Origin of the sequence: Variovorax sp. DAIF25 (assembly GCF_050711835.1) — a bacterium.
In the GTDB taxonomy this organism is placed as follows: Bacteria; Pseudomonadota; Gammaproteobacteria; order Burkholderiales; family Burkholderiaceae_C; genus Variovorax.
Map to the genome: position 1 here is coordinate 4,278,155 of NZ_CP136636.1, position 17,183 is coordinate 4,295,337.

Annotated in this window: 12 protein-coding genes; 8 read left to right on the forward strand and 4 right to left on the reverse strand. The window is 69.6% G+C overall.

The features are described from left to right. Positions 1–2: 2 nt before the first annotated feature. Positions 3–506 carry a LapA family protein gene (locus tag R0232_RS19860; RefSeq protein ID WP_208513145.1) on the reverse strand — a complete coding sequence of 168 codons (504 nt, stop codon included), beginning with the start codon at positions 504–506 and terminating at the stop codon, positions 3–5. Between the two features lie 150 nt (positions 507–656). Beyond that, positions 657–2,654, reverse strand: a complete 1,998-nt coding sequence (acs, locus tag R0232_RS19865; RefSeq protein WP_431509158.1) for an acetate--CoA ligase — start codon at positions 2,652–2,654, stop codon at positions 657–659. 174 nt (positions 2,655–2,828) lie between these two features. Here acs and R0232_RS19870 point away from each other — a divergent pair, with 174 nt between their 5' ends. Then, positions 2,829–3,455, forward strand: coding sequence for a YqhA family protein (locus R0232_RS19870; RefSeq protein ID WP_093344195.1), 627 nt, complete (start codon positions 2,829–2,831; stop codon positions 3,453–3,455). Between the two features lie 7 nt (positions 3,456–3,462). Here the strand turns inward: R0232_RS19870 and R0232_RS19875 are convergent, their stop codons facing one another. Then, a complete protein-coding gene (locus R0232_RS19875; RefSeq protein WP_431509159.1) occupies positions 3,463–4,380 on the reverse strand; it encodes a LysR family transcriptional regulator in 918 nt (305 codons plus the stop codon). A gap of 113 nt (positions 4,381–4,493) precedes the next feature. On the opposite strand from R0232_RS19875, the gene R0232_RS19880 reads away from it, so the two are divergent. Next, complete coding sequence (locus R0232_RS19880; protein WP_431509160.1) at positions 4,494–5,111, forward strand: NAD(P)-dependent oxidoreductase; 618 nt, start codon at positions 4,494–4,496, stop codon at positions 5,109–5,111. Positions 5,112–5,241: 130 nt separating this feature from the next. Here the strand turns inward: R0232_RS19880 and fumC are convergent, their stop codons facing one another. After that, on the reverse strand, positions 5,242–6,636 hold the full coding sequence (fumC, locus tag R0232_RS19885; protein ID WP_208510521.1) for a class II fumarate hydratase: 1,395 nt from the start codon (positions 6,634–6,636) through the stop codon (positions 5,242–5,244). 279 nt (positions 6,637–6,915) lie between these two features. Here fumC and R0232_RS19890 point away from each other — a divergent pair, with 279 nt between their 5' ends. The 6 genes from R0232_RS19890 to proW all read left to right on the forward strand — a co-directional run bounded on the left by R0232_RS19890 (position 6,916) and on the right by proW (position 17,180). Further along, entirely contained in the window at positions 6,916–8,931 is a 2,016-nt protein-coding gene (locus R0232_RS19890; protein ID WP_431509161.1) for a type VI secretion system Vgr family protein, read from the forward strand. Between the two features lie 3 nt (positions 8,932–8,934). Then, positions 8,935–9,381 carry a DcrB-related protein gene (locus R0232_RS19895; protein ID WP_208510519.1) on the forward strand — a complete coding sequence of 149 codons (447 nt, stop codon included), beginning with the start codon at positions 8,935–8,937 and terminating at the stop codon, positions 9,379–9,381. Further along, positions 9,378–13,841, forward strand: coding sequence for an RHS repeat-associated core domain-containing protein (locus tag R0232_RS19900; protein ID WP_431509162.1), 4,464 nt, complete (start codon positions 9,378–9,380; stop codon positions 13,839–13,841). Before R0232_RS19895 ends, R0232_RS19900 begins: the two co-directional genes overlap by 4 nt. 51 nt (positions 13,842–13,892) lie before the next feature. Next, entirely contained in the window at positions 13,893–14,234 is a 342-nt protein-coding gene (locus tag R0232_RS19905) for an Imm8 family immunity protein (RefSeq protein WP_431512911.1), read from the forward strand. 473 nt (positions 14,235–14,707) lie between these two features. Continuing rightward, entirely contained in the window at positions 14,708–15,970 is a 1,263-nt protein-coding gene (gene proV / locus R0232_RS19910) for a glycine betaine/L-proline ABC transporter ATP-binding protein ProV (RefSeq protein WP_208511360.1), read from the forward strand. Positions 15,971–15,998: 28 nt separating this feature from the next. Then, the gene (gene proW, locus R0232_RS19915) at positions 15,999–17,180 is read left to right on the forward strand and encodes a glycine betaine/L-proline ABC transporter permease ProW (RefSeq protein ID WP_431509163.1); all 1,182 of its coding nucleotides are present in this window, start codon (positions 15,999–16,001) and stop codon (positions 17,178–17,180) included. Positions 17,181–17,183 lie beyond the last annotated feature (3 nt).

Genomic DNA, 17,183 nt, shown 5'->3' on the forward strand with positions numbered 1-17,183 from the left:
CCTCAGACCCGCGGATCGAGTTCCACGGGCAGCGAAGGCCGGCGCTCGATGCGGTCCTCGAGCTGGCCGATGTGCGCGGCCAGCGTGTTGTCGGACTGGTCCGAACGCAGCCGCACCGCGGCCTCGAGCTGGTCGATGCGCGCCAGCAGCGCCGTCTGGCGGTCGGCGTTCTGCGCCATGTGCTGGTTCTCTTGCGCCTGCAGGAAGTTGCGCAGCTCGGTGAAGCGCGATGCCTCGGCCTTATCGGCCAGGTCGCGCTGCACCTGCATCTCCTTGGTGTGGCGCTTGGTGTCGAGCAGCACCGAGCTGTGCAGGTACAGCACGTAGACCAGGAAGAAGGCCGCCAGCACCACGGTGAGCCCCAGCATGATCAGGCCCAGCGGCGCCGAGACGGTCATGAAGCCCAGCCACACGTCGGTGGGCGTGGACAGCGTGCCCCAGTTGAGCGCGGCCAGCGCCGCGATCAGCAGCACGATGACGAACAGGAAAGCGGATCTCACGCCCATGGGGGCCTCCTTCGGAAAGATCGAACACGTTGGGAACCCGCGCGCTTCGAGGCGCGCGGTGGTGCCAGCGGTTTTACCTCAGCGAAGGGGCCTGTCCGGCCCTCGGCCCGGCACAGACGCCCCTGTCCTACAGCAGGAATGCCGCGTCGCTCAGTTCGTCTGCGACAACTGATCGAGGATGGCCGGGTTCTCGAGCGTGGAGGTGTCCTGCGTGATCGCCTCGCCCTTGGCGATGCTGCGCAGCAGCCGCCGCATGATCTTGCCGCTGCGCGTCTTGGGCAGGTTGTCGCCGAAGCGGATGTCCTTGGGCTTGGCGATCGGCCCGATCTCCTTGGCCACCCAGTTGCGCAACTCGGTGGCGATCTGTTTCGCCTCCTCGCCGGTCGGTCGCGCGCGCTTGAGCACCACGAAGGCGCAGATCGCCTCGCCCGTCAGGTCGTCCGGACGCCCCACCACCGCGGCCTCGGCCACGAGATCGGTCTTGGACACCAGCGCCGATTCGATCTCCATCGTGCCCAGCCGGTGGCCCGAGACATTGAGCACGTCGTCGATGCGGCCCGTGATGCGGAAGTAGCCGCGGTCGGCACTGCGCACCGCACCGTCACCGGCCAGATAGATCGTGCCGCCCATCTCCTCGGGGAAGTAGCTCTTCTTGAAGCGCTCGGGGTCGTTCCAGATGGTGCGGATCATCGAGGGCCAGGGCCGCTTGATCACCAGCATGCCGCCCGCGCCGTTGGGCAGGTCCTTGCCGGTCTCGTCGACGATCGCGGCCATGATCCCCGGCAGCGGCAGGGTGCACGAGCCCGGCACCAGCGGCGTGGCGCCCGGCAGCGGCGTGATCACGTGGCCGCCGGTCTCGGTCTGCCAGAAGGTGTCGACGATCGGGCAGCGCTCGCCGCCGATATTGCGGTGGTACCACATCCAGGCCTCGGGATTGATCGGCTCGCCGACCGAGCCCAGGATGCGCAGGCTCGTGAGGTCCCAGTTCTTCGGATGCACCTTCTCGTCGCCCTCGGCCGCCTTGATCAGCGAGCGGATCGCGGTCGGCGCGGTATAGAACACGCTGACCTTGTGCTTCTCGATCATCTGCCAGAAGCGCCCCGCGTGCGGGAAGGTCGGGATGCCCTCGAACACCACCTGCGTGGCGCCGGCCGCGAGCGGGCCGTAGGCGACGTAGGTGTGGCCCGTGATCCAGCCGATGTCGGCGGTGCACCAGAACACGTCCTCGGGGCGGATGTCGAAGGTCCAGTCCATCGTCATCTTGGCCCACAGCAGGTAGCCGCCGGTGGCGTGCTGCACGCCCTTGGGCTTGCCGGTGGAGCCCGAGGTGTAGAGGATGAACAGCGGGTGCTCGGCATTCACCGGCTCGGGCGCGCACTCGGTGCTCTGGCCGGCCAGCGCCTCGGCGAAGGTCTTGTCGCGGCCCTCGACGCGGTGCCAGGCCGAGGGCGTGCGCTCGAACACGAACACGGTCTTGATCGACTCGCAGCCGCCGAGCGCGATGCCGTCGTCGACGATGGCCTTGAGCGGCAGCTCCTTGCCGCCGCGCAGCTGGAAGTTGGCGGTGATGACCGCGACCGCGCCGGCGTCGATGATGCGTTCCTGCAGCGCCTTGGCCGAGAAGCCGCCGAACACCACGCTGTGGGTGGCGCCGATGCGCGCGCAGGCCTGCATCGCGATCACGCCCTCGACCGTCATCGGCATGTAGACGATGACGCGGTCGCCCTTCTGGATGCCGGAGGCCTTGAGCGCATTGGCGAACTGGCTCACGCGCGCGAGCAGTTCCTTGTAGGTGACCTGGGTGACGGTACCGTCGTCGGCTTCGAAGACGATGGCGGTCTTGTTCTCGACCGGGGTGCCGATGTGGCGGTCGAGGCAGTTGGCGCTGGCGTTGAGTTCGCCGTCGCCGAACCATTGGTAGAACGGCGCGTTCGACTCGTCGAGGATCCTGCTGAAGGGCTTCGTCCACTGCAGGTGGCTCTTGGCCTGGCGGCTCCAGAAGCCTTCGAAGTCCTGTTCCGCTTCCTTGCACAGGGCCTCGTAGGCGGCCATGCCGGAAATGCGGGCGCCTTGCGTGGCGCGGGCATCGGGCGGGAACACGCGGTTCTCGACCAGGACGGATTCAATGTTCTTCGATGCGCTGCTCATGTCTCGTGTCTCCTGGATGAATTGCGGCCGTAATGTCGGCGCGACCACTTACGGGCCACTGACGCCGAACCGGCGTGCTGCTGACGGACCCCCGATGTTAGAGCGGGGGGTTATCACGAGTGCGTCACCGGGACACCCCTAGAATCCGCGCTCCCCGTCACACACGCCTCCCCGATGTCCTCCCCCGACCCCTTCGATCCCCGGAACATGCCCGTTCACGCCCGCACCTCTCCGTTGCGCCCGCTGCCACGGCTGATCTTCGCGAGCCGCTGGCTCCAGCTGCCGCTGTACCTGGGACTGATCGTGGCGCAGGCGGTCTACGTGGTGCATTTCCTCGTCGAGCTGCTGCACCTGGTCGAGGCCGCGTTCGGCAGCCAGACCGCGCTGCAGGCGCTGATCAACAGCATCGGCTACAAGACCACCGCGCCGGTGGCCGCGCTCAACGAGACGGTGATCATGCTGGTGGTGCTGGCGCTGATCGACGTGGTGATGATCTCGAACCTGCTGATCATGGTGATCGTGGGCGGCTACGAGACCTTCGTGAGCCGCATGGACCTCGAGGGCCACCGCGACCAGCCCGAGTGGCTGAGCCACGTGAACGCCTCGGTGCTCAAGGTCAAGCTGGCCACCGCCATCATCGGCATCAGCTCGATCCACCTGCTCAAGACCTTCATCAACGCCGACAACTACACCGACAAGGTGCTGATCGCGCAGACGGTGATCCACGTTGCCTTCCTGCTCTCGGCCATGGCCATCGCCTTCACCGACCGGCTGATGGCGCATCCCCCGGCCGACCACTGAGCTTCGTTCAGGCCGCCAGCGGCAGGTCCCAGGCCGGCACTTCGGTGAAGCGCTGCGCCAGGAAGTCGAGCATGGTGCGCAAGGTCGCCGGCATGTGCTTGCGCGAGGTGTAGACCGCGTACATGCCCACCACCTGCGGCTCGAAATCGGGGAACAGCGGCACCAGCTCCCCGCCGTGCACGAGCTGCGCCGTCAGGTAGGTCGGCAGCATCGCGATGCCCGCGCCCGCGCGCGCCAGGCACATCAGGCTGGCCGCATCGTTGGCCGACACGTTGCCGTCCACGGCCACCGACACCGGCGCGCCGTCGCTCTTGCGCGTGAAGCTCCAGAGGCTGTGGCCGAAGTAGGAATGCGTGAGGCAGTTGCGCTGCGCCAGTTCGTCCACGCGCTGCGGCGTGCCGTGCTCGGCCAGGTAGGCCGGCGAGGCGCAGACCACCGAGCGGCAGTCCGTGAGCCGGCGCGCGATCAGGTTGGGATCGATCTCGGCCGCGGTGCGGATCGCGAGGTCGATGCGCTCGTCGACCAGGTTCACGGTGCGGTCGAGCAGCACCAGGTCGACCATCACGCCCGGATAGAGCCGCACGTAGTCGGCGATCGCGTCGGCCAGTTGCGCCTGCGCGAACGAGGTGCCGGTGGTGATGCGCAACTGCCCGCGCGGCGCCTCGGCCGGATGGCGCACCGCGGCCTGCATGTCGCCCGCGAGCTCCAGCACCTGGCGGCAGCGCGGCAGCAGCTCCTCGCCCGCGGCCGTGAGGCTCAGGCGCCGGGTGGTGCGGTGCAACAGCCGCGCGCCGGTCCATTGCTCGAGCTCGGCGACGTAGCGCGTGACCACGGGGCGCGACATGTCGAGCTTGTCGGCGGCGGCCGAGAGGCTGCCCGCGTCGACCACGGTCACGAAGACGCGCATTGCGGTAAGACGATCCATTCGAACGATTTTAGGAATAAAGAAGCGCGAATTTCGAGGTATTTCTTTCGAAATGAGAAACCTAAGATGAGCCTCATCGCCCTCTTCCCATCGCTCGTTCCAAGGAGTCCTCCATGAGCCACATCGCCATCATCGGCGCCACCGGTCGCGCCGGCGGCCGCCTCCTCGAAGAAGCGCTGCGCCGCGGCCACACGGTCACGGCCATCGCGCGCCATGCCGGCGCCAAGCTTTCCGACCGCGCCAACGTCAAGGCCGTCGACCTCGACGTGCTCGACGGCGCCGCGCTCGAGAAGGCCCTGGCCGGCCACGACGCCGTGTTCAGCGCCGCCCATTTCGCGACCGTGCCGCCCGCGGCCATCATCGAACCCGCGAAGCGCGCGGGCGTGAAGCGCCTGCTGGTGGTCGGCGGCGCCGGCAGCCTGTTCGCGGCACCGGGCCTCAAGGTCATCGAGACGCCGAACTTCCCCGAGGCCTACAAGGCCGAGGCCTCGGCCGGCGGCGTGTTCCTCGAGGCGCTGCGCGCCGAGAAGGAACTCGACTGGACCTTCCTCTCGCCCTCGGCCGAATTCGTCGAAGGCGAACGCACCGGCAAGTTCCGCCTCGGCCAGAACGACCTGCTGGTCAGCGCCGAGGGCCGCAGCTGGATCACATTCGAGGACTACGCGATCGCCTTCATCGACGAGCTCGAGAAGCCGGCGCACTCGCGCCAGCGCTACACGATCGGGTACTGAGCGCGGGATCGGACAGCCGAACGCAGAAGGAAGACAAAAGCTACGCAGAAGTCGCAGAAAAGAAATTTCTGGATTTCTTCTGCGACTTCTGCGCGACCTTCGCGACTTCTGCGTTCGGCTGCCCGCCTTTTCAGCGGCCCGTCATGTTCTCCGGCACCACCCACTGGTCGAACTGCTCGGCCGTGAGGTGGCCCGAGGCGATCGCGGCCTCGCGCAGGCTGGTGCCTTCCTTGTGCGCCTTCTTGGCGATGTAGGCCGACTTGTCGTAGCCGATGTGCGTGTTGAGCGCGGTCACCAGCATCAGCGAGCGCTGCACCAGCTCGGTGATGCGCTCGCGGTTCGGCTCGATGCCCACGGCGCAGTGGTCGTTGAAGCTCACCATGCCGTCGGCCAGCAGGCGCACGCTCTGCAGGAAGTTGTGGGCCACCATCGGGCGGAACACGTTGAGCTCGAAGTTGCCCGAGGCGCCGCCGATGTTGATGGCCACGTCGTTGCCGAACACCTGCGCGGCCAGCATCGTGACGGCCTCGCTCTGGGTCGGGTTGACCTTGCCCGGCATGATCGACGAGCCCGGTTCGTTCTCGGGAATGCTGAGCTCGCCGATGCCGCTGCGCGGTCCGCTCGCGAGCCAGCGCACGTCGTTGGCGATCTTGTTCATGCTGGCGGCCAGGGTCTTGAGCGCGCCGTGGGCATGCACCAGCGCATCGACGCTGGCCATCGCCTCGAACTTGCTCGGCGCGGTCACGAACGGCAGGCCGGTGAGCTTCGCGAGCTCGGCCGCCACCTGCTCGGCATAGCCCTTGGGCGCGTTGAGGCCGGTGCCCACGGCCGTGCCGCCGAGCGCCAGTTCGCTCAGGTGCGGCAGCGCGGCGCGCACGTGCGCCTCGCCATGCGCGAGTTGCGCCACGTAGCCCGAGAACTCCTGGCCCAAGGTGAGCGGCGTGGCGTCCTGCAGGTGGGTGCGGCCGATCTTCACGATGTCGGCGAAGTCCTTCGACTTCTGCTCCAGCGTGCCGCGCAGCTTGGCGATGGCGGGCAGCAGCTTGTGCGTGATGGCCTCGACGGCCGCCACGTGCATCGCGGTCGGGAACACGTCGTTGCTCGACTGACTGCGGTTCACGTCGTCGTTGGGATGCACCAGGCGCCCTTCGCCACGCTCGCCGCCCAGCAGTTCGCTCGCGCGGTTGGCCAGCACCTCGTTGACGTTCATGTTGGTCTGCGTGCCCGAGCCGGTCTGCCAGACCACCAGCGGGAACTCGCCCGGGTGCTTGCCGGCGATGACCTCGTCGGCCGCGGCGACGATGGCGTGGGTCTTCTTCTCGTCCTGCAGGCCCAGCGCGTGGTTGACCACGGCCGATGCGCGCTTGACCTGGGCCAGGGCCTTGATGATCTCGCGCGGCTGCTGCTCGCCCGAGATGTCGAAGTTCTGCAGCGAGCGCTGGGTCTGCGCCCCCCAGAGCTTGTCGGCGGGAACGGCGATGGGGCCGAAGGTGTCGCGCTCGGTACGCGTGGCGGTGCTGGTCATGCGGATTCGGTGGATGGGCTGAAAAGCCGGCAGTATCTCCCAGTTGAGAGCCACTTTCATTTGGGTGGGCATGAGGGCCGCGGCGCGGCCCCTCCGCCCGGCCGGATGCGCCATTCAGGCAACACTAAAGAAAACATCATCAAAATCTTTGAATTCCAATGAACTACACGCAAAACATCTACTAACAGTCAATCCGTGGAAACCGCCATCCCCTGTGGCAAAGTGCGCGCCGAGCAACCCATGAGTTGCCGGATTCCGTGCAAAGCCAGGGAGGACCCGATGTCTCGCAGCTTCATCGCTCACGGTGCCGTGAGCGATCGCCTCCAGTTCCGTGCCATGACCGGACAGGAGCGCATCTCGCATCTCTTCGAATACCGCGTGCGCCTGGTCGGCGACATGGCCGGCGTGCCCGCGCGCACGCTGCTCGGGCAGGACCTGAGCGTGGAGGTGAACCTCGCCACCGAGCTCGGCGGCGGCGGCAGCCGCTTCATCAGCGGCCAGATCACGCGCTTCGCCTACGTGGGCAAGGACGACGGCGACATGCACGTCTACGAGGCCGTGCTGCGCCCCTGGCTCTGGTACGCCACGCGGCGCACCGACTTCAAGATCTTCCAGTTCCGTACCGTGCCCGAGATCCTGCAGGAGGTGCTGGGCGCCTACGGCTTCGAGATCGACGCGCGGCTCGGCGGCGGCTACCGCAGCTGGGAGTACTGCGTGCAGTACGGCGAGAGCGACTTCGCCTTCGCGAGCCGCCTGATGGAGCAGGAAGGCATCTACTACTTCTTCGCGCACGCCCAGGGCGCGCACACGCTGGTGCTGTGCGACGCGATGGACGCGCATGCCACCCTGCCCTACGGTACGGCGCGTATCGCCTACCACGCGGGCGTGCTGGCGGCGCAGATCCTCGAGCAGGATTTCATCGACAGCTGGAGCCACGGCGAGGACATCGCCTCGGGCCACTTCGCCGCCGACGACTACGACTTCACCAAGCCCAACGCCGAGATCGACACGCTGCGCCACCGCCCCGCCGGCCACAGCCACGACAGCCACGAGATCTACGACTGGCCCGGCGGCTACACCGAGATGGCCGACGGCGAGAACTACGCGCGGGTGCGCGTCGAGCAGCAGCACGCGCGGCGCGACACGGCCTCGGGCAGCGGGCGGTTGCGGCACATGGCGCCGGGCTACATGTTCGAGCTCACCCGCCATCCGTTGGGCGCGGAGAACCGGCGCCACCTGATCGAGGCCGTGAGCTGCGACTTCCAGGAGAACGCGCTGCGCCCTGACGGCGCGTCCGGCGGCGCCTATGCCGAGGCCACCGGCAACACCAGCTACCACCAGAGCTTCGAGGTGCTGCCCGACAGCGCGGTGTTCCGCGCGCCGCGCAGCACGCCCAAGCCCCGCACCACCGGCCCGCAGACGGCGGTGGTGACCGGGCCGCCGGGCGAGGAGATCCACACCGACCAGTACGGCCGCATCAAGGTGCAGTTCCACTGGGACCGCTACGGCCAGCGCGACGAGAACTCCTCGTGCTGGATCCGCGTCTCGCAGTCCTGGGCCGGCAGCAACTTCGGCAGCATGCAGTTGCCGCGCATCGGCCAGGAGGTGATCGTCGACTTCCTCAACGGCGACCCCGACCACCCGATCGTCACGGGCCGCGTCTACAACGCGCTGCAGATGCCGCCGTGGGACCTGCCCGCCAACAAGACCCAGAGCGGCACGCTCACGCGCTCCTCGCAGGGCGGCACGCCCGAGATGGCCAACGCGATCCGCTTCGAGGACAAGGCCGGCGCGGAGCAGCTGTGGCTGCACGCGCAGAAGGACCAGCTCACCGAGGTCGAGAACGACGAGACCAAGTGGGTCGGCAACGACCGCACCAAGACCGTCGACGGCCACGAGACCAGCACCATCCACAAGAGCCGCACCGAGAGCGTGGACCTCGGCGAGACCATCACCATCGGCGGCAGCCGCACGCGCACCGTGCGCGGCAGCGACACGGTGCTGGTCGGCGCAAGCAAGTCGGACTCGGCCACCACCACCTACACCATGGAGGCGGGCACGCAGATCCGGCTGGTCTGCGGCGAGAGCGTGATCGAGCTCAACGCGAGCGGCCAGGTCAACCTGAGCTGCAAGGTCTTCAACATCACGGCCAGCGAGAGCGGCCAGATCAACACGCTGGCGCAGATCCTCGACCTCAACATGCCGGGCGGCGGCCCGGGCACCGCGCCCGGCGGCGAGGGCCAACAGGGCGCGATCCGCGGCAAGGTCGACGCGCAGTTTCCGCCGGAGGGCTGAGCCATGGACTACCTCACGCAGGACTTCCGCCTCGCGCTGCCCGACACCGCGCACCAGGACATGTCGGTCAACATCCTCAAGTTCCCGGCGCTCTCGGCCACGCTCGTGGTGACGCGCGGCGCGCTCGAGGGCCAGACGCTCGAGCAGAACTTCGACCAGCAGATGAAGCGGCTGTCGCAGCAGGTGAAGAACTTCCACTTCCACGACCGCCGCGCGGTGACGGTGGGCGCCGCCTCCGACATCCCCGGCCTCGAGATCCGCAACCAGTTCGTGCGCGGGCCCGAGAAGGTGTTCCAGTACCAGCTCGCCTGCCAGTTGCCCGGCGTGCCGGTGATGCTCGCACTGAGCTACGTGAAGGCCGAGCCGCTGGGCGATGCCGACCTCGCGCACTGGGAGGCGATCAAGGCCAGCCTCGCGTTCACGGCGGCGGACGGCGCCCCGGGCGGATGAGCGACGCACTCTGGGCGGCGCGCGAAGGCGACCCGCTGCTGCACACCAGCTTCTGGGCCGACCTCGTCTCGGGGGCGCTCGAGTTCACGGCCTATGCCGCGGCCGGCGCGCTGGCCTGCGCGGTCACCGGCCTGACCTGCGGCGTGGGCGCCGTGGTGCTCGGCGCGGTGGTCGGCGCGGCGCTGTCGTACGGCGCGGGCGACAAGATCACGGCCGTCTGCGACGAGATAGGCAACGCCCTCTTCCCGCCCTCCGAGCAGGCGTGGATACGCACCGGCTCGGGCGACACCCACACCAACGCCAAGCCGGCCGCGCGCGCGGCCGGCATGATCGATCCGGGCGCGAGCGTGGAGTCCTCGCCCGCGCCCGAGCCGGGCTTCCTCGACAAGGTCGGCAACTTCTTCTCGCAGATGTGGCGGCCCACGGTCGCCGCGCCCGACCCGCGCGCCGTGCCCTGCGAGGACGACAAGATCGACTGCGAGAAGCATCCGCCGATGGAAGAGCAGTACCTCGCGGAGGGCTCGAGCAAGGTCTACATCAACAGCCAGCCCGCGGTGCGCAGCAAGGACCGCAGCACCTGCGAGGCCACGGTGAGCGACAACGCGGCCGGCCGGCGCGTGTCGCACAACGTGCGCATCGGCGGGCCGCCGGTGGTGGTGCGCGAGATCCGCAGCGGCAAGACGCCGGGCATCGCGCTCGCGATCACCGCGCTGATGCTGCTGCGCGGCAACCCGCGCAACCTGCTGCGCCAGCTGCCCTGCATGGCGCTCGGCATGGGCGCCTCGGTGGTCGCGGGCCAGGCGATGAACGCGGCCTTCGGTTCGCCGCGGCCGGTGCACGCGCCCACGGGCGCGAAGGTGCTGGGCGGGGAGGACGAGCTCGACTTCGCGCTGCCCGGCTTGCTGCCCATCGAATGGCAGCGCTTCTACAACAGCCGCGATGCGCGCACCGGCGGCCTGTTCGGCGCCGGCTGGAGCGTGCCCTTCGAGGTCGAGATCGTGCGCGACGCGCATCCCGACGGCGGCGAGCAGCTCGTCTACATCGACGAGCAGGGGCGCCGCCTCGGGCTCGGCCCGGTCGCCGCGCCCGATGCCTTCTTCAGCCCCGGCGAGGGCCTGGCCTTCCGCCGCGCCGAGGACGGACGCATGGTGGTCGAGAGCGCCGACGGCATCCACCGCCTGTTCGAGGACGATCCGCACGACGCGGCGCGGCTGCGCCTGGCGCGCATCGGCGACCGCAACGACAACGTGCTCGTGCTTCGATACGACGCGCTGGGGCGCCTGGCCGGCATCGAGGAACACGATGGACCCGCGCGCATCGCGCTCGTGCACTCGGCGGCGCATCCGCGGCGCCTGGAGCGCATCGAGACCGCGCCGCGCGACGGCGGCGAGCGCACCGTGCTGGCGCGCTACGGCTACGACGCCGCGGGCGACCTGGCGCAGGTGGCCGACGCCACCGGCCAGATCGTGCGCCGCTTCGCCTACGACGAGGGCCGCCGCATGACGATGCACGAGCTGCCCACCGGCCTGCGTTCGCACTACGAGTGGACCGAGCTCGAAGGCCCGCGCGGCAAGGAATGGCGCGTGGCGCGCTACCGCAGCGAGCTCGGCGACGAATACCGCTTCGACTACGACCTCGCCGCCGGCCTCACGGTCGCCACCGACGGCCTCGGCCGCCGCGTGGAGCGCGAATGGGATGCCGGCTACCGGATCGTGCGCCACACCGACGCGCTGGGCCACACCTGGCGCTTCGAGTGGAACGACGAGGGCCAGGTGCTGGGCGCGGTCGATCCGCTCGGCGGCCGCTGGCGCTGCAGCTACGACGCCTCGGGCAACCTCGCCGGCGAGACCGATCCGCTGGGCCGCACCGAGTCGGGCACCTGGCTCGAGTTCGCGTCGCTGCCGCTGACCGAGGTGGACGCCGCCGGCCGCGCCTGGCGCTACGTCTACGACCCGCGCGGCAACTGCGTGGCCGAGGTCGATCCGCTGGGCCAGCGCACCGTGTACGCGCACGGCCCGCGCGGCGAGGTCGTGCGCGTCACCGACGCGGCCGGCCGCCACACGCACCTGCGCTGGGACGAGCGCGGCCTGCTGAGCGAGCACATCGACTGCTCGGGCCGGCGCACGCGCTTCGCCTGGGATGCGATGGGCCACCTGCTGTCGACGACCGACGCCATCGGCGAGACCATCCGGTACCGGCACGACGCGCGCGGCCGCCTGCTGGAGGTGCAGTTGCCCGACGGCCGCGTCGAGCGCTACGAGCGCGACCGCGCCGGCCTGCTGACGGCCTTCGCCGATCCCGCGGGCCATGTCACCGCCTACGCCCGCGATGCCGCCGGCGAGGTGCGCGAGCGCCGCGACCCGATGGGCCGGCGCGTGCGCTTCGACCACGACGCCTACGGCCGGCTCGCCGCGCTTCACAACGAGAACGGCCAGGCCTGTCGCTTCGACTGGGACGCGGGCGACCGGCTGCGCGCCCAGCGCGACATCGACGGCGGCGAGCGCCGCTACGGCTACGACGCGCTGGGCCAGGTCACCGAGGTCGCGTGGGTGCCCGCGCCGCACGACACGCCGCCCGGTGCGTCGCGGGAAGCGGCGGCCTCGCTCGGCGCCGCCAACGAGGCCTCGATCGACGCCGACGACGATGCGCCGATCGTCCACCGCCTCGAGCGCGATGCCGTCGGCCGCCTCCTCGCCCGGCACACCGGCGACGCCACCCTGCGCTACCAGTGGGACGCCGTGGACCAGTTGCTCGCCATCGAGCGCACCGATGCGCAAGGCGCGCGGCAGCGCCTGGGCTTCGCCTACGACGCGCTGGGCCGGCTCGTCGAGGAAAGCAATGCGGGCGGCGCGCTGCGGCATGCCTACGACGAGCTGGGCAACCTGCTGAGCACCCGCCTGCCCGACGGGCGCAGCCTCAACCGGCTCTACTACGGCTCGGGCCACCTGCACCAGATCAACATCGACGGCGAGGTGGTCAGCGACTTCGAGCGCGACGGCCTGCACCGCGAGGTGCTGCGCAGCCAGGGCCGCATCGCCACCGCCACCGGCTACGACCGCGCGGGCCGCCTCGCGCACCGGCGCCAGCGGCTGGCCGGCGATCCGTCGGGCCGCGCGCCGGCCAGCGGCCTGCTCGACAAGAGCTACGGCTACGACGTCGCCGACAACCTGGTCGCGCGCACGCGCCGGCGCCACGGCGGCCACGACGGACTGGTCGACCTGCAGGGGCGTGGCATCGGCGCCGGCGGCAGCCTGCCGCCGGAGCGCCGCCAGTCGCTGCGCTACGACGCCACCGGCCGCATCCTGCAGGCGCGCTACCAGCAGGGCGATCCCGGCGTGCCGGCCGAGACCTTCCGCTACGACCAGGCCGCCAACCTGCTCGACGACGGCGGCCCGGGCGCCGGCGCGGGCAGCACGGGCCAGGTGCGCGACAACCGGCTGCGCGTCTACCAGGACCGGCGCTACGACTGGGACCGCTTCGGCCGCCTGCGCCGCAAGCGCATCGGCCACCACACGGAGCAGCGTTTCCGCTACGACGCCGAGCACCGGCTGGTGGCCGTCGACATCCAGGACCGGCAAGGCGCGCACAGCGTTCGCTTCGACTACGACCCGATCGGCCGGCGCATCGCCAAGACCCATGTGCGCGCCGACGGCCGCATCCTCGGCGCGACCGAGTTCCTCTGGGACGGCATGCGGCTCGCGGGCGAGCGCAGCGCGAGCCAGCAGAGCCTCTATCTCTACGCCGACGAAGGCAGCCACGAGGCGCTCGCGCGCGTGGACGGCGTCGGCGCGCATCAACAGGTGCTGCATTTCCATGCCGACGCCAACGGCGCGCCCGAGGAGATGACCGACGGCGAAGGCCGGCTGCTGTGGCAGGTGCGCTACCGGGTCTGGGGCAACACGCTGCGCGAGGAATACCATCCGACCCAGCTCGCGCCGCAGAACCTGCGCTTCCAGGGGCAGTACCTGGACCGCGAGACGGGGTTGCACTACAACACCTTCCGGTTCTTCGATCCGGACATCGGAAGGTTCACGACGACCGATCCGATCGGGCTGGCCGGTGGGTTCAACCTCTACCAGTACGCGCCGAACCCGATCGAGTGGATCGACCCGTGGGGCTGGTGCGGAACGTCCAGGCTCTCGAAGGCGCTGCGCAACAAGATGAAGCGCATCCTCAATCAGACCGCGGCGGGCGGCAACCGGGGCATCACCGGAAGCGTGTCGCCGAAGGATGCGATGAAGCTGGGCAAGGCCTTCGTCGGGCCCGAGCATCGCCTGATGTCGAACGGCAAGGGCTTCGTTTCTGCCGATGGCAAGCGGACTTTCCGCTTCCCGGCGGAGAAGAGGGGTTTCGACAGGGTCAACGGCCGGCCGTGGTCGAGAACGGGAAAGCAAGTGAACTTCGAAACGAAGAACGTGGATGGAGATGTGGTTGGCAACGTCCACCTGGACGTGCACTGACGGGGAACAGACATGCGAAAAGCCAACAAGCACCGACTCGTCCTGCGAGAAATGTCGTCGACGATGACCGACCCGCTCGACCAATGGCGCCCGCGCACGCTCGAGGACACCTACACCGCGGTCGACCTCGACATCGCCATGAGCGACGGCGAAGCGGGCAGCAATCTGTTCTACGTGAAGGTCGCGACACCCGAGGCGCTGCGTCGCCGGGCCAAGGGCTTCCTGATCGCCGGGCACCGCGTGCTGGTGATCGAGAAGTTCGACCACGAACAACTCCGGCTCGCGATCGAGGACATCCTCGAGAAATGCACGCGCGACACCTGGGAGGCGTCGAGCGCGGCGCTGCAACGCTATTTCGCCTGGGAGTACGAGGACTTCGCGCACGAAGGCTGACGAGCCCTCGTCCGACACCGCGACGGGCATTCCGGCTTGACCCGCTTCATACCGAAAAGTTATAATCGACGGCTTCCGACGCTTCGCCAGTCATGATGACCGGCTGAACGCCGAGGAAGAAAAACCACCCAGCACTACTCGCGGATCTCCGAATCCCGTCGCGGTGCCGGGTTCTTCGCCGGGCCCTGCCCGGCCAACCGGCCGGATCGTTCCGGCCCCACTGCCACGTCACGCTTTTCCAGGCGGCGCCCCTCGACCAGGCCCGTCGTCCTGCGCATGAAGCGTCCGGCGGGCACTGGTTCGTCGCATGTCGTCTTCAGTGCCTGCCGGCAGCCCTCGGGTTCGCCAGGCCGATGCACGCGCACTTCGCATGCGCTCCCGCCCAGCCAGCCCGCCGGCCGATGACGCGGCTCGCCGCCCTGCGCCTTCGCACGGCGGCGCCTGTCCAACCTTCGCACAAGGAGCCCCGGCATATGGCCAAAGGAATTCTCATCGACCACGTCTTCAAGGTCTTCGGCGACGCGCCCGAGGACGCGCTGGCGCTGGTGCGCCAAGGTCTGTCGAAGAAGGAGATCCTCGCGAAGACCGGCCAGTCGATCGGCGTGTTCGACGCCACCTTCGAGATCCAGGCCGGCGAGATCTTCGTGATCATGGGCCTGTCGGGCTCGGGCAAGTCGACGCTGGTGCGGCTGCTGAACCGGCTGATCGAGCCGACCGCGGGCCGCATCGTGATCGACGGCGCCGACATCAACGAACACTCCGACGCCAGGCTGCGCGCGCTGCGCCGCAAGGACATCAGCATGGTGTTCCAGTCCTTCGCGCTGATGCCGCACATGACGGTGCGCGAGAACACGGCCTTCGGGCTCGAGCTGTCGGGCACCGGCAAGAAGGAGCGCCTGGCGCAGGCCGACCTCGCGCTCGCGCAGGTGGGGCTGGCCGGCTGGGGCGACAGCTATCCCGACGAGCTCTCGGGCGGCATGCAGCAGCGCGTGGGCCTGGCGCGCGCGCTGGCCTCCGATCCCTCGATCCTGCTGATGGACGAGGCCTTCTCGGCGCTCGACCCGATCATCCGCACCGAGATGCAGTCCGAGCTGCTGAGGCTGCAACAGCAGCAGCGCCGCACCATCGTCTTCATCTCGCACGACCTCGACGAGGCGATGCGCATCGGCGACCGCATCGCGATCATGAAGGACGGCCAGGTGATCCAGGTCGGCACGCCCGACGAGATCCTGCGCTGCCCGGCCAACGACTACGTGCGCAGCTTCGTGCGCGGCGTGGACGCGGCGGCCGTGTTCAAGGCCGCCGACATCGCGCGCAAGCCGCTGACCGTGGTCTGCGAGCACCCCGAGCGCGGCGCCCGCGCGGCGCTCAAGCTGCTCGAGGACCAGGACCGCGACTTCGCCTACGTGACCAGCCCCGACCGGCGCTACCTCGGCACGGTCTCGGCCGACACGCTGCGCGCGGCGCTCGACGGCCATTCCGGACCGCTGGGCCTGCGCCATGCGTTCCTCGCCGACCTCGGCACGATCGAGGCCGACGCGCCCGTGGCCGGACTGATCGGCCAGGTGGGCCAGGCGCCCTGCGCGGTGCCGGTGGTGGCGGCCGACGGCCGCTTCTGCGGCGCGATCAGCAAGACCACGCTGCTGAAGTTCCTCGATCGCGACACGCCGCCGATCGATCCCGCGCTGCCGCCCGCGCCCGCCGCGAGCGCCGCCCCTGCCCATGTCCTGGCCTGAACCCGATTTCGAAGGAACCGCCGAGAAGATGAACGACACCACCCTGCCCTCCGACCTCGCCACCGCCAACGATGCCGCCGCCGCGCTGGCGCAACAGCCCGCGCCGGCGCCCGTCGCGCTCGACCCGTGGGAGGCCCTGTCGGCCGCGCCCGATCCCGCGGCCACCAGCGCCTGGCTCGACGCGCCCGTGCCGCAAGACGCCGCGCACCAGCTCGCCGGCCAGGCCGATGCCGCCGGCTTCCAGTTGCACCGCCTCTGGGACGGCTCGCTGCCGGTCGAGTCCTGGATCAACCAGGGCCTGGGCTGGGTGGTCGAGCACTTCCGCCCCTTCTTCCAGACCGTGCGGCTGCCGATCGACAGCACCCTGAACTCGGTGCAGAGCCTGCTGACCGGGTTGCCGACGCTCGCGATGATCGCGCTGATCGGCCTCCTGGCCTGGCAGTTCGCGGGCCGCGCGCTGGCCATCGGCAGCACCGTCGCGCTGCTGCTGGTCGCGATGCTGGGCATCTGGCCCGAGGCCATGGTCACGCTGTCGCTGGTGCTGACCTCGCTGGTCTTCTGCATGGTCATCGGCCTGCCGCTGGGCGTGCTGCTGGCCAGCAGCGACCGGGCCCAGCGCGTGATGCGCCCGGTGCTCGACGCGATGCAGACCACGCCGGCCTTCGTCTACCTGGTGCCGGTGGTGATGCTGTTCGGCATCGGCAACGTGCCGGGCGTGATCGTGACCATCGTGTTCGCGCTGGCGCCGCTGGTGCGCCTGACCAACCTGGGGCTGCGCCAGGTGCGTCCCGACCTGATCGAGGCCGCGCGCGCCTACGGCGCCTCGCCCTGGCAGATGCTGGTGAAGGTGAAGCTGCCGCTGGCCATGCCCTCGATCATGGCCGGCATCAACCAGGCGCTGATGCTGTCGCTGTCGATGGTGGTGATCGCCTCGATGATCGCCGTGGGCGGCCTGGGCCAGATGGTGCTGCGCGGCATCGGCCGGCTCGACATGGGCCTGGCCACCGTCGGCGGCCTGGGCATCGTGCTGCTCGCGATCTCGCTCGACCGGCTGACGCAGGCCATGGGCCGGCCGCGCCGCGGCGGCCAGCGCTGGTGGCATGGCGGACCCGTGGGCCTGGCGCTGCGCACGCTGCAGCGCGCGGTGGCGCCGTCCGCATCGCGCGGCACGGAAGAAGCCGTGCCGGCCCTTTCGACCCAGACCCGCTGAAGC

Excerpts from the sequence above, each read along its gene's own strand:
- proW (WP_431509163.1), top strand. The coding sequence starts at position 15,999 with ATGAACGACACCACCCTGCCCTCCGACCTCGCCACCGCCAACGATGCC.
- R0232_RS19875 (WP_431509159.1), bottom strand. The coding sequence starts at position 4,380 with ATGGATCGTCTTACCGCAATGCGCGTCTTCGTGACCGTGGTCGACGCG.
- R0232_RS19880 (WP_431509160.1), top strand. The coding sequence starts at position 4,494 with ATGAGCCACATCGCCATCATCGGCGCCACCGGTCGCGCCGGCGGCCGC.
- fumC (WP_208510521.1), bottom strand. The coding sequence starts at position 6,636 with ATGACCAGCACCGCCACGCGTACCGAGCGCGACACCTTCGGCCCCATC.
- acs (WP_431509158.1), bottom strand. The coding sequence starts at position 2,654 with ATGAGCAGCGCATCGAAGAACATTGAATCCGTCCTGGTCGAGAACCGC.
- R0232_RS19890 (WP_431509161.1), top strand. The coding sequence starts at position 6,916 with ATGTCTCGCAGCTTCATCGCTCACGGTGCCGTGAGCGATCGCCTCCAG.
- R0232_RS19895 (WP_208510519.1), top strand. The coding sequence starts at position 8,935 with ATGGACTACCTCACGCAGGACTTCCGCCTCGCGCTGCCCGACACCGCG.
- R0232_RS19900 (WP_431509162.1), top strand. The coding sequence starts at position 9,378 with ATGAGCGACGCACTCTGGGCGGCGCGCGAAGGCGACCCGCTGCTGCAC.
- R0232_RS19870 (WP_093344195.1), top strand. The coding sequence starts at position 2,829 with ATGTCCTCCCCCGACCCCTTCGATCCCCGGAACATGCCCGTTCACGCC.
- R0232_RS19860 (WP_208513145.1), bottom strand. The coding sequence starts at position 506 with ATGGGCGTGAGATCCGCTTTCCTGTTCGTCATCGTGCTGCTGATCGCG.
- R0232_RS19905 (WP_431512911.1), top strand. The coding sequence starts at position 13,893 with ATGTCGTCGACGATGACCGACCCGCTCGACCAATGGCGCCCGCGCACG.
- proV (WP_208511360.1), top strand. The coding sequence starts at position 14,708 with ATGGCCAAAGGAATTCTCATCGACCACGTCTTCAAGGTCTTCGGCGAC.